General features: G+C 59.5%; 10 protein-coding genes. 1 reads left to right on the top strand and 9 read right to left on the bottom strand.

The genetic code is table 11. The features are described 5' to 3' along the window. Positions 1–91: 91 nt before the first annotated feature. From lpdA to sdhC, 7 genes are all read right to left on the bottom strand, one after another. Positions 92–1,528 (bottom strand): dihydrolipoyl dehydrogenase, encoded by a 1,437-nt coding sequence (gene lpdA, locus HX851_RS34305; protein ID WP_177057645.1) that lies wholly within the window; start codon positions 1,526–1,528, stop codon positions 92–94. 113 nt (positions 1,529–1,641) lie between these two features. Beyond that, positions 1,642–2,865: a 2-oxoglutarate dehydrogenase complex dihydrolipoyllysine-residue succinyltransferase gene (odhB, locus tag HX851_RS34300; RefSeq protein WP_177057646.1), complete on the bottom strand. Its 1,224-nt coding sequence runs from the start codon at positions 2,863–2,865 to the stop codon at positions 1,642–1,644. 41 nt (positions 2,866–2,906) lie between these two features. After that, positions 2,907–5,738, bottom strand: coding sequence for a 2-oxoglutarate dehydrogenase E1 component (locus tag HX851_RS34295; protein WP_177057647.1), 2,832 nt, complete (start codon positions 5,736–5,738; stop codon positions 2,907–2,909). A gap of 291 nt (positions 5,739–6,029) precedes the next feature. Next, positions 6,030–6,734, bottom strand: coding sequence for a succinate dehydrogenase iron-sulfur subunit (locus HX851_RS34290; RefSeq protein WP_177057648.1), 705 nt, complete (start codon positions 6,732–6,734; stop codon positions 6,030–6,032). Between the two features lie 11 nt (positions 6,735–6,745). After that, on the bottom strand, positions 6,746–8,518 hold the full coding sequence (sdhA, locus tag HX851_RS34285; protein ID WP_177057649.1) for a succinate dehydrogenase flavoprotein subunit: 1,773 nt from the start codon (positions 8,516–8,518) through the stop codon (positions 6,746–6,748). A gap of 3 nt (positions 8,519–8,521) precedes the next feature. Beyond that, a complete protein-coding gene (gene sdhD, locus HX851_RS34280; protein WP_017127966.1) occupies positions 8,522–8,890 on the bottom strand; it encodes a succinate dehydrogenase, hydrophobic membrane anchor protein in 369 nt (122 codons plus the stop codon). Beyond that, positions 8,884–9,270, bottom strand: a complete 387-nt coding sequence (sdhC, locus tag HX851_RS34275; RefSeq protein ID WP_177057650.1) for a succinate dehydrogenase, cytochrome b556 subunit — start codon at positions 9,268–9,270, stop codon at positions 8,884–8,886. Before sdhC ends, sdhD begins: the two co-directional genes overlap by 7 nt. A gap of 353 nt (positions 9,271–9,623) precedes the next feature. On the opposite strand from sdhC, the gene gltA reads away from it, so the two are divergent. Beyond that, positions 9,624–10,913, top strand: coding sequence for a citrate synthase (gene gltA, locus HX851_RS34270; protein ID WP_017127964.1), 1,290 nt, complete (start codon positions 9,624–9,626; stop codon positions 10,911–10,913). A gap of 330 nt (positions 10,914–11,243) precedes the next feature. On the opposite strand, the gene HX851_RS34265 is transcribed toward gltA, so the two are convergent. After that, entirely contained in the window at positions 11,244–12,902 is a 1,659-nt protein-coding gene (locus tag HX851_RS34265; protein ID WP_177057651.1) for a cation acetate symporter, read from the bottom strand. After that, positions 12,899–13,210 (bottom strand): DUF485 domain-containing protein, encoded by a 312-nt coding sequence (locus tag HX851_RS34260; protein ID WP_017127829.1) that lies wholly within the window; start codon positions 13,208–13,210, stop codon positions 12,899–12,901. The genes HX851_RS34265 and HX851_RS34260 overlap by 4 nt, the downstream gene beginning before the upstream one ends. Between the last annotated feature and the right edge of the window lie 124 nt (positions 13,211–13,334).

Raw genomic sequence — 13,334 nt, 5'->3', positions numbered from 1 at the left:
CAACGCAAGACTGCGTCCAGCGGATGTTCCGCGGTGAGTCTTGCGCACAAGGCTCACGACGGGCGATCCGCCGTGGTTTCTTATTATTCGCTTAGCGTTTTTTCTTGTTGGCAATGTGGATGGCGCCGCCATTCACTGCCAATGCCGCTTCGTGCAACGCTTCGGACAGGGTCGGATGGGAGAAGACCATCATGCCCAGGTCTTCGGCGCTGGTGCCGAATTCCATACCGATTGCGCCTTGCTGTACCAGCTCGGCAGCGCTTGGGCCAATCACGTGGACACCCAGGACGCGGTCGGTCTTGGCATCAGCGATGACCTTGACGAAACCACCGGTATCGTTGGCTGCCATGGCACGGCCGCTGGCGGCAAACGGGAAGGTGCCGACGTTAACTTCAACGCCTTCAGCTTTCAAGGCCTGTTCGGTTTTACCGACCCATGCGATTTCCGGGTGGGTGTAGATAACCGATGGGATCAGGTCATAGTTCATCTGGGCCTTGTGGCCCTTGATGCGCTCGACGACCATGATGCCTTCTTCCGAAGCCTTGTGTGCCAGCATCATGCCGCGAACCACGTCACCAATGGCGTAGACGCCTGGAACGGTGGTTGCGCAGTGATCGTCAACGTGGATGAAACCACGCTCGTCGAGGGTCACGCCGCTGTCGGCTGCCAGCAGGTCGGTGGTCACCGGACGGCGACCAACGGCTACGATCAGCTTGTCGAAAGTGATGGTCTGTTCGCCATCCTTGTCGGTATAGGTCACGACCACTTCTTCGCCGTTGACCTTCGAGCCGGTCACGCGAGCGCCCAGCTTGATGTCCAGACCTTGTTTGGTCAGGGTCTTCAGCGCTTCCTTGGACACCGCGGTGTCAGCCGCCAGCAGGAACGTGTCCAGGGCTTCCAGGACGGTCACCTGAGCGCCCAGGCGGGACCAGACGGAACCCAGTTCCAGGCCGATCACACCGGCACCGATGACGCCCAGGCGCTTCGGTACGGCTTGGAATTCCAGGGCGCCGGTCGAATCGACGATCACCTTCTGGTCTACCGGAGCAGGCGGGATGTCGATCGGACGGGAACCTGGAGCCAGGATCACGTTCTCGGCTTCGATGATCTGGACAACGCCATCGGGACCGGTCACTTCGACTTTCTTGCCGGCCAGCAGCTTGCCGTGGCCCTGGATCGAAGTCACGCCGTTGGCCTTGAACAGGGTGGCAACACCGCTGGTCAGACCCTTGACGATGTTGGCCTTGCGACCGACCATCGCCGGGACGTCCATCTTCACGTCACCGGTGGTGATACCGTGGATGGCGAAAGCATCCTTGGCTTCGTGGTACTTCCAGGAGCTGTCCAGCAGCGCCTTGGAGGGAATGCAGCCCACGTTCAGGCAAGTACCGCCGAGGGCCAGCTTGCCCTCTTTGTCCTGGTACTTCTCGATGCAGGCAGTCTTGAGGCCAAGTTGCGCGGCCTTGATGGCGGCTACATAGCCGCCAGGACCCGCGCCAATCACTACCACGTCGAATTTCTGAGTCATGTGTCATTCCTTATCGAATCAAACCGGACGACCGCTTTTGGCGACCGTCGTGGGACGAAGCTGGTCATTTACACGGCGGGCAAGGCGCCAGGCGCCCTGCCCTTTGGGCAAAATCAGATATCCAGCAGCAAACGAGCCGGGTCTTCCAGCAGGTTCTTGATGGTAACCAGGAAGGTCACAGCTTCTTTACCGTCGATCAAACGGTGATCGTAGGACAGAGCCAGGTACATCATCGGGCGGATCACGACCTGACCGTTGATTGCCATCGGACGCTGGATGATGTTGTGCATACCCAGGATCGCCGCTTGTGGCGGGTTGACGATCGGGGTCGACATCATCGAACCGAATGTACCACCGTTGGTGATGGTGAACGTACCGCCGGTCATTTCATCGATGGACAGCTTGCCGTCACGGGCTTTCTTGCCGAAGGTGGCGATGCCGCCTTCGATTTCGGCCAGGCTCATCAGCTCGGCGTTACGCAGTACCGGTACTACCAGGCCACGATCGCTGGAAACGGCAACACCCACGTCGGCGAAACCGTGGTAGACGATGTCCGCGCCGTCGATCGAAGCGTTGACAGCCGGGAAGCGCTTCAGCGCCTCGGTGGCCGCTTTCACGAAGAACGACATGAAGCCCAGGCGCACGCCGTTGTGGGACTTCTCGAACAGATCCTTGTACTTCGAACGCAGGGCCATGACTTCGGTCATGTCGACTTCGTTGAACGTGGTCAGCATCGCCATGTTCGACTGGGCTTCAACCAGACGCTTGGCCACGGTGGCACGTACGCGGGTCATCGGTACACGCTTCTCGGTGCGATCGCCGGCAGCGAACACAGGAGCAGCGGCGGCCGGGGCGGCAGCCTTGGCCGGAGCAGCAGCCGGAGCGGCTTTCTTCGCGGCAACGGCAGCCACCACGTCTTCCTTGGTCACACGACCGCCTTTGCCGGTACCGGCAACGGAAGCGATGTTGATGCCGTTTTCTTCAGCAAGCTTGCGCGCGGCCGGAGCAGCAACCGGATCGTCTTCACCACCAGCGGCAGCCGGGGCAGCAGCTTGTGCGGCGGCGGCAGGAGCGGCAGCCGGAGCAGGAGCGGCGGCACCGCCTTCTTCGATGGAGCCCAGCACTTGTGCGGAAAGAACGGTGTCGCCTTCCTTCGCAACGATAGCGCCCAGAACGCCGTCGGCTTCAGCCAGGACTTCCAGTACAACCTTGTCGGTTTCGATGTCGACGATCAGGTCGTCGCGCTTGACCGCATCGCCCGGCTGCTTGTGCCAGGTGGCAACGGTGCCATCGGCAACCGATTCCGGAAATTGGGGGGCTTTGATCTCGATAGCCATTATCTGTGGTTCCTTAAATTCGGTTTCAGGTGCGCGAGGCGTTAAACAGTAAAGGCATCTTGCAACAGTTTTTCCTGTTGCTCGGCGTGCATCGATGCATAACCACAAGCTGGAGCAGCAGAAGCGTCACGACCGGCGTACTCGAGTACGAGCGACTTGTCGTGGCCACTGATGATGCGACGCATGTGATGCTGGCTGCTGTACCAGGCACCCTGGTTCATCGGCTCTTCCTGACACCAAACGATATGTTTGAGGTTCTTGTACGGAGCCAGGACTTCGATCAGGTCGTCCTCAGGGAATGGGTACAACTGCTCGATACGCACGACGGCGATATCGTCACGCTCTTCGGCACGGCGTTTTTCCAGCAGGTCGTAGTAGACTTTGCCGCTGCACAGAACCAGGCGCTGGACCTTTTTCGGATCCTGGGCGTCGATTTCCGGGATAACGGTCTGGAACGAACCTTCGGCCAGATCTTCCAGCGTGGAGATTGCCAGCTTGTGACGCAGCAGCGACTTCGGTGTCAGCACGATCAGCGGCTTGCGCAGCGGACGGATGACCTGACGACGCAGCAGGTGGTAGATCTGAGCCGGGGTGGTCGGCACGCAGACCTGGACGTTGTGCTCGGCGCACAGCTGCAGGTAGCGCTCCAGACGGGCCGAGGAGTGCTCCGGACCCTGACCTTCATAACCGTGCGGCAGCAGCATGGTCAGGCCGCACAGACGACCCCACTTGTGCTCGCCACTGGTGATGAACTGGTCGACAACCACCTGGGCACCGTTGGCGAAGTCGCCGAACTGGGCTTCCCAGATAACCAGGGCATTCGGCGTGGTGGTCGAGTAACCGTACTCGAACGCCAGTACCGCTTCTTCCGACAGGAACGAGTCGTACAGGTCGAAGCGTGGCTGACCTTCGTACAGGTTCTGCAGCGGAATGTAGGTGCCCGCGTCTTTCTGGTTGTGCAACACGGCATGACGGTGCGAGAACGTACCGCGGCCGATGTCCTGGCCGGTCATGCGGATCGGGTGACCTTCGAACGCCAGGGTCGCGTACGCCATGGTTTCAGCGTAGCCCCAGTTGATCGGCAGGCCGCCGGCTTGCATCTTCTGACGGTCTTCGTAGATCTTCGCGACCTGACGCTGGACCACGAAGCCTTCCGGAATTTCCAGCAGCTTGGCGGACAGTTCCTGCAAGGTCTTCAGATCGAAGCGGGTGTCGTGACGAGCAGTCCACGCATGACCCAGGTAAGGGCGCCAGTCGACGAACAACTCCTTGTTCGGTTCCTTGACCAGACTCTTCACCACGTGCAGACCATTGTCCAGGGCGTTGCGGTATTCGTCGACCTTCGCCTGAACACGCGCGTCATCCAGCACCTTGGCCTGAACCAGGCGCTCGGCGTACAGCTCACGGGTAGTGCGCTGCTTGGTGATCTGCTGGTACATCAGCGGCTGGGTACCACTTGGCTCGTCAGCCTCGTTGTGGCCACGACGACGGTAGCAGACCAGGTCGATCACCACGTCGCGCTTGTACTGCATACGGTAGTCGACAGCCAGCTGGGTCACGAACAGCACGGCTTCCGGATCATCGCCATTTACATGGAGGATCGGTGCCTGGATCATCTTCGCGACGTCGGTGGCGTACTCGGTGGAACGCGAGTCCAGCGGGTTGCTGATGGTGAAACCGACCTGGTTGTTGATCACGATGTGGATCGTGCCGCCCGTCTTGAAGCCGCGAGTCTGCGACATCTGGAAGGTTTCCATGACCACGCCCTGACCTGCGAATGCAGCATCACCGTGGAGGGAAATCGGCAGGACCTTGTCACCGGTCGCATCGTTGCGACGGTCCTGGCGGGCACGCACCGAACCTTCGACCACCGGGGAAACGATTTCCAGGTGGGACGGGTTGAATGCCATGGCCAGGTGGACTTCACCACCGGTGGTCATCACGTTGGACGAGAAGCCCTGGTGGTATTTCACATCACCGGAACCCAGCTCGACCTTCTTCTTGCCTTCGAACTCGTCGAACAGCTCGCGCGGGTTCTTGCCGAAGGTGTTGACCAGCACGTTCAGCCGGCCACGGTGGGCCATGCCGATGACGATTTCCTTGGTGCCGTAGGAACCGGAACGCTGGATCATCTCGTCCAGCATCGGAATCAGGCTCTCGCCACCTTCCAGGCCGAAACGCTTGGTGCCCGGGTATTTGGTACCCAGGTACTTTTCCAGGCCTTCGGCGGCGGTGACGCGCTCGAGCAGGTGGCTCTTGATGTCCGCGGAGAAGACCGGACGGCCGCGCACGCTTTCCAGGCGCTGCTGGAACCAGTGGCGCTGCTCGGAATCGACGATGTGGGTGAACTCGGCGCCGATGGTGCGGCAATATGTCTGCTGCAACGCTTCGTGAATTTCGCGTAGGCTCGCTTCCTCTTTGCCGATGAACAGGTCGCCGGCACGGAAGGTCGTATCAAGATCGGCATTGGTCAAGCCGTAATGATTGATCGACAGGTCTGCAGGTGCAGGACGCTGCCACAGTCCCAGCGGGTCAAGCTGGGCTGCCTGGTGGCCACGCATCCGATAGGCCTGGATCAATCGCAGCACTTCAACCTGCTTCTTCTCGTGCTCACTGCTCACGCTGCCGGCAGATACCGGTTGGGCGCGGCGCTGGTTCTTTGCCAGCAACACGAAATGCTCGCGGATTGTCGAGTGCGATACATCGGTGGCAGCGTTGCCGTCAGCGGGCAACGTCTGAAATTTGGTGCGCCATTCTTCTGGCACAGCGTTAGGGTCGTGCAGGTAGAGCTCATAAAGCTCTTCCACATAGGCAGCGTTACCACCTGAAAGATAGCCGCTGTTCCACATGCGCTGCATCACGCTTTCTTGCATGCTTGGTCACCCTCGGTTAGGGGACACCACCGGCGAAAACACCGAGCCAGCTTGCAAAAGTCCGAATGCCGCGACCTGAACAAGCCACTTAGGATCACGCTGATAGTCCGGGTACCAGCCCGGATGCCCCTGCTGGTCTCATTTCTTCAAAATAAGAGCCACAGCTTTGTGAGCCGTCGCTCAGGTTAAAACTACGGCGCGGGTTGAAGCCTGCGCCGCAGCTCTCTACGGGTACAGCGATGCCACTCTTTACAACACCGGTTCTACAACGGCCGGGTTACAGCAGCTGAGTCACACGCCGCTTTGCAGCAGCATGTTACGGATATGACCGATGGCCTTAGTCGGGTTCAGGCCTTTCGGACATACGTTGACGCAGTTCATGATCCCGCGGCAGCGGAATACGCTGAACGGGTCATCCAGCGAAGCCAGACGCTCGGTCGTCTTGGTGTCGCGGCTGTCTGCCAGGAAGCGGTAGGCTTGCAGCAGGGCGGCCGGACCCAGGAACTTGTCCGGGTTCCACCAGAAGGACGGGCAGGACGTCGAGCAGCAAGCGCACAGGATGCACTCGTACAGGCCGTCGAGCTTTTCACGCTCTTCAGGGGACTGCAGACGCTCGATGGCCGGAGCCGGCGTGTCGTTCTGCAGGAATGGCTTAACCTTCTCGTATTGCTTGTAGAAGATGCTCATATCGACGACCAGGTCACGGATAACCGGCAAACCTGGCAGAGGACGGACAACCAGCTTGTTACCCTTGACCACGGCGGACAGCGGCGTGATACACGCCAGACCGTTCTTGCCGTTGATGTTCATGCCGTCGGAACCGCAAACGCCTTCACGGCAGGAGCGACGATAGGAGAAACCTTCGTCCTGCTCCTTGATCAGCGCCAGCACGTCCAGCACCATCAGGTCCTTGCCACCGGTGTCGACCTGGAAAACCTGGGTTTTCGGGGCCGAGTCGGTGTCCGGGTTGTAACGATAAACTTCGACTTGCAACATGGCGGTCACCCTTAATAAGTCCGGACTTTAGGTTCGAAAGTCGGAACGGTCTTCGGCGAGAAGTTCACGGCACGCTTGGTGACGCGCTTGTCACCCGGGAAGTACAGGGTGTGGCACAGCCAGTTTTCGTCGTCACGATCTTCAAAGTCTTCACGGGCGTGGGCACCGCGAGACTCTTTACGCACTTCGGCAGCGATAGCCGTTGCTTCAGCCACTTCCAGCAGGTTTTGCAGTTCCAGTGCTTCGATACGAGCAGTGTTGAACGCCTGCGACTTATCGTTGATCTTCACGTTGGCGATACGCTGGCGCAGATCGGCCAGTTGGGCGATACCCTTCTGCATGTATTCGCCGGTACGGAATACACCGAAGTAGTTCTGCATGCAGCTTTGCAGCTCGCGACGCAGGGTTGCCACGTCTTCGCCATCGGTGCGCTCGTTCAGAGCGGACAGACGCGCCAGGGCGGTTTCGATGTTGGCGTCGGTGGCGTCGTCGTAGTCGATGCCGTCGGTCAGCGCCTTTTCCAGGTGCAGGCCGGCGGCACGACCGAATACCACCAGGTCGAGCAGCGAGTTGCCGCCCAGGCGGTTGGCACCGTGAACCGATACGCAGGCCACTTCACCGACCGCGAACAGACCAGGAATGATCTGGTCAACGCCTTCGGCGTCCTGGGTGATTGCCTGGCCATGAATGTTGGTGGCAACGCCGCCCATCATATAGTGGCAGGTCGGAACAACAGGAACCGGGGCAACAACCGGGTCAACGTGGGCGAAAGTCTTCGACAGCTCGCAGATGCCTGGCAGGCGGCTGTGCAGCACTTCCTCGCCCAGGTGGTCGAGCTTGAGCATCACGTGGTCGCCATTCGGACCACAACCGTTGCCGGCGATGATTTCCTTGACCATCGAGCGGGCAACCACGTCACGACCAGCCAGGTCCTTCGCGTTCGGAGCATAACGCTCCATGAAACGCTCGCCGTGCTTGTTGATCAGGTAACCACCTTCACCACGGCAACCTTCGGTCACCAATACGCCGGCGCCGGCGATGCCGGTCGGGTGGAACTGCCACATTTCGATGTCTTGTACCGGTACGCCAGCACGCAGGGCCATGCCGACGCCGTCACCGGTGTTGATCAGGGCGTTGGTGGTGGAAGCGTAGATACGACCTGCACCGCCGGTCGCCAATACGGTGGCTTTCGAGCGGATGTAGGAAGTTTCGCCGGTTTCGATGCAGATGGCGATCACACCGACGAACGCGCCGTCCTGGTTCTTCACCAGATCGACAGCGTAGTACTCGTTCAGGAACACGGTCCCGGCTTTCAGGTTGCCCTGATAAAGGGTGTGCAGCAGCGCGTGGCCGGTACGGTCGGAAGCGGCACAAGTACGTGCAGCCTGGCCGCCCTTGCCGTAATCCTTCGACTGGCCGCCGAACGGACGCTGGTAGATACGGCCCTGCTCGGTACGCGAGAACGGCATGCCCATGTGGTCCAGCTCGTAAACGGCAGCCGGACCTTCCTGACACATGTATTCGATAGCGTCCTGGTCACCGATGTAGTCGGAACCCTTGACGGTATCGTACATGTGCCAGCGCCAGTCATCGTTCGGGTCGGCCGAAGCGATGGCGCAGGTGATGCCACCCTGGGCGGATACAGTGTGCGAACGGGTCGGGAACACCTTGGTGATCACGGCCGTCTTGTGACCGCCCTGAGCCAGCTGCAGGGCGGCACGCATGCCCGCGCCGCCGCCGCCGATGATGATGGCGTCGAAAGAAATCGTTGGAATGTTAGCCATGAATCAGATACCCCAGAGAATCTGCACACCCCAGACGAAGTACGCGAACATCGCAACGCCGCATACCACCTGGAAAAGGAAACGCACTACAGTCGCGGACTTGCCGAACGCCATCGGCGTCAGGTAGTCGGTCGCGATGGTCCACATGCCGACCCAGGCGTGAGCGCCCAGGGCCACCAGGGCCAGCAGACTGAAGATGCGCATCCAGCCGTGAGAGAACAGCTCATGCCATTGGGCGTAGCCCAGGCCTGGGTTCGCAATGATGTATCCGATCAGGAACAGGAAGTAAGCCGCGAGAACGACCGCCGACACGCGCTGTGCCATCCAGTCATAGAGGCCCGAACGCGAGAGGTTCGTGACGTTAGTTACCATATCCAAACTCCTGCCAGAACGATTACCACCACGGAAACGGCGATAACGATTTTCGAGCCCAGCTTGCCGCCTTCCAGCGTCTCACCGATGCCCATGTCCATGATCAGATGGCGCACGCCGGCAACCAGGTGATACAGCAAGGCGGACAGGATGCCCCAAATCACTAGCTTGGCTAGCGGACTGGTCAGACACGCTTTCACCTGACCGAAGCCTTCCTCGGAGCTCAGCGACTTGTCCAATGCGTAGAGCATGATGGCCAGGCTGACAAAGAGGATGACACCGGAGATACGGTGAAGAATGGACGTGTAAGCAGTGACTGGGAGTTTGATGGTCCTTAGGTCTAGGTTTACAGGTCGTTGGCTTTTCACGGCTTTTTTCACACTGAAGAGCCCCTAACAATCAGGGCAAAGTTGTTGGGCAAGTGCACTGGTCAGGTACCCACCACCCAGGGAGTGACGACCCCCAATGAAAACAGGCCCAAAAGCCCCTGGCGGTCGGACGCCGAGTATAGACAGTTAGGCTACTAATGACAACGCAAAGGACTACCCCTAATGGTGCATTGCGTTAGTGGGATAAAAGGCGTAAATAGCCGTCAATTTCGAGGAAAAATAGCGCTCAAAGCCTTCTGGCGCATGACTTTTGGCAAATTGACTTTCGAATTTATCTCACTATAGTGGTGCGGGCCCTGCGTGGGGGGCCTGTCTGATGATTTCAAGCATAAATAGGAGGCCACATGGCTGACAAAAAAGCGCAGTTGATCATCGAGGGCGCAGCCCCCGTCGAGCTGCCCATTTTAACCGGCACCGTTGGTCCCGATGTAATCGACGTGCGGGGCCTGACGGCCACGGGCCGGTTCACATTCGACCCAGGCTTCATGTCGACTGCGTCCTGCGAGTCGAAAATCACCTATATCGACGGCGATAACGGCATTTTGCTGCATCGCGGCTACCCGATCGAGCAACTTGCCGAGAAATCGGACTACCTGGAAACCTGCTACCTGCTGCTCAACGGCGAATTGCCGACCGCGGAGCAGAAAGCCAAGTTCGTCAGCACCGTGAAGAACCACACCATGGTGCACGAGCAGTTGAAGACCTTCTTCAACGGCTTCCGTCGCGACGCCCATCCGATGGCCGTCATGTGCGGCGTGGTTGGCGCCCTGTCGGCTTTCTACCACGACTCCCTGGACATCAATAACCCCCAGCACCGCGAAATCTCCGCGGTCCGCCTGGTGGCCAAGATGCCGACCCTGGCAGCGATGGTTTACAAGTACTCCATGGGTCAACCCATGATGTACCCGCGCAACGACCTGTCGTACGCGGAAAACTTCCTGCACATGATGTTCAACACCCCGTGCGAGATCAAACCGATCAGCCCGGTGCTCGCCAAGGCCATGGACCGGATCTTCATCCTCCATGCCGACCACGAGCAGAACGCGTCGACCTCCACCGTTCGCCTGGCGGGCTCCTCGGGTGCCAACCCGTTCGCCTGTATCGCCGCCGGCATCGCCGCACTGTGGGGCCCTGCCCACGGCGGTGCGAACGAAGCCGTACTGACCATGCTCGATGAAATCGGCGATGTCTCGAACATCGACAAGTTCATCGCCAAGGCCAAGGACAAGAACGATCCGTTCAAGCTGATGGGCTTCGGTCACCGGGTCTACAAGAACCGCGACCCACGCGCCACCGTGATGAAGCAGACCTGCGACGAAGTACTGAAAGAGCTGGGCATCAATAACGATCCGCAGCTGGAGCTGGCCATGCGTCTCGAAGAGATCGCCCTGACCGATCCGTACTTCATCGAGCGCTCGCTGTACCCGAACGTCGACTTCTACTCGGGGATCATCCTCAAGGCGATCGGCATTCCAACCAGCATGTTCACCGTGATCTTCGCCCTGGCGCGGACCGTGGGCTGGATCTCCCACTGGAAGGAAATGCTCTCCAGCCCGTACAAGATTGGCCGTCCACGCCAGCTGTACACCGGCTACGAGTCGCGTGACATCACCAAGCTGGAAGACCGCAAGTAAGCATTGTCTTGCGATAACCGCTTAGCTGCACCAAATAGGGCCTCCATCTGGAGGCCCTATTCATTTCTACACGCAGGCACTGTAGCGCCTGCACTGCCGCCTTCGCGGGCAAGCCCGGCTCCTACAGTCCCGCAATGCTCATATGACCTGTGTACAACACAGAACCTGTAGGAAGCCGGGCTTGCCCGCGAAGAGGCACTGACAGACAACACAGGACCCAACGCCCCTACCGCAAGCAAGCCGGCACCACAACAGCCATAAAAAATGCCCCGGTCTCTCGACCGGGGCATTTCGTTTCAGCACAGCTTATATAGAGAAGCCTGCACTCTCTCAGTGAGAAACCGCCCCGCTCGCCCCCAGACCGGTCTGCGAACGCACGAACTGCGGGAAGAACAGCGCCCGCTCGTTCTCGGCCGCGGCCGACTTGTCGGTGATCGAGAAGAACCAGATCCCGACAAACGCAATGATCATCGAGAACAGCGCCGGGTACTCATACGGGAAGATCGCCTTCTCGTGGTGCATGATCTGCACCCAGATGGTCGGGCCGAGGATCATCAGACCCACCGCGCTGATCAGGCCCATCCAGCCGCCGATCATCGCGCCACGGGTGGTCAGCTTCTTCCAGTACATGGAGAGCAACAGCACCGGGAAGTTGCAACTGGCGGCAATGGAGAACGCCAGGCCGACCATGAACGCGATGTTCTGGCTTTCAAAGAGGATACCCAGGCCGATCGCCAGCACGCCAAGGGCGATGGTGGTGATCTTCGAGACGCGGATCTCATCCTTCTCGTTGGCCTTGCCCTTCTTGATCACACTGGCATACAGGTCATGGGACACCGCGGAAGCGCCGGCCAGGGTCAGGCCCGCCACCACCGCGAGAATGGTCGCGAACGCCACCGCCGAGATAAAGCCGAGGAAGACACTGCCACCCACCGCATTGGCCAGGTGCACCGCCGCCATGTTGTTACCGCCGAGCAAGGCACCCGCGGCATCCTTGAACGCCGGGTTGGTGCTGACCAGCAGGATCGCGCCGAAGCCGATGATAAAGGTCAGGATGTAGAAGTAGCCGATGAAACCGGTGGCATACAGCACGCTCTTGCGCGCTTCCTTGGCATCGCTCACGGTGAAGAAGCGCATCAGGATATGCGGCAGGCCGGCAGTACCGAACATCAGCGCCAGGCCGAGGGAGAACGCCGAGATCGGATCTTTCACCAGGCCGCCCGGGCTCATGATCGCCTCACCCTTGGGGTGAACCTTGATCGCTTCGGAGAACAGCGTGTTGAAGTCGAAGTTGACGTGTTTCATCACCATCAGCGCCATGAACGAGGCGCCCGACAGCAGCAGTACCGCCTTGATGATCTGTACCCAGGTGGTTGCCAGCATGCCGCCGAACAACACATAGAGGCACATCAGGATGCCCACCAGGATCACCGCCACGTAGTAGTCGAGACCGAACAGCAACTGGATCAGCTTGCCGGCACCGACCATCTGGGCGATCAGGTAGAACGCCACCACCACCAGCGAACCGCAGGCCGACAGCGAGCGGATCTGGGTTTGCCCGAGGCGATAGGACGCCACGTCGGCAAAGGTGTACTTGCCCAGGTTGCGCAGGCGCTCGGCGATCAGGAACAGGATGATCGGCCAGCCCACGAGAAAACCGATGGAGTAGATCAGGCCATCGTAGCCGGAGGTGAACACCAGCGCGGAAATCCCCAGGAAGGATGCCGCCGACATGTAGTCGCCGGCAATCGCCAGGCCGTTCTGGAAGCCGGTGATCTTGCCACCCGCCGCGTAATAGTCGGCGGCCGACTTGTTGCGCTTGGAGGCCCAGTAGGTGATGCACAGGGTGGCACCGACAAACGCGATGAACATCACGATCGCCGAGACGTTGAGGGGTTGCTTGTGCACTTCGCCGGTCAGCGCATCGGCCGCCCACAGGGTAGGAGCGAAGGCCATGACGCCCAAGGCTGCTAGAAGACGCCGGATCATTGCTGAGCCTCCTTGAGAATCGCATTGTTCAGGTCGTCGAACTCGCCATTGGCGCGACGTACGTAGATTGCAGTGAGGATAAAGGCCGAAACAATCAACCCGACACCAATCGGTATCCCCCAGGTAACGGAAGACGTCGGACTGAGCTTGGCGCCCAGCACCTGCGGTCCGTACGCAATCAGAAGAATGAAGCCCGAATACAACCCAAGCATGATCGCCGAAAGAATCCAGGCGAATCGTTCCCTTTTCCTGACCAGCTCCTTGAATCGCGGGCTGTTCTGAATCGAGAGGTAAATGCTGTCGTTCATTGTTTTTATCCTCGCAGCACAGATGAGATGAAACATTTTTCACTTTAGGCGGCTGGGGGAGCGAAACCAGACGACCTTAGTATTAGAACGACACTAGTCCAGATTCGGAGCGGCGGCAGGCGGC

The sequence above is a fragment of the Pseudomonas gingeri genome (assembly GCF_013385635.1).
Lineage (GTDB): Bacteria > Pseudomonadota > Gammaproteobacteria > Pseudomonadales > Pseudomonadaceae > Aquipseudomonas > Aquipseudomonas gingeri_A.
This window is presented reverse-complemented; position numbering and strand designations above follow the sequence as displayed.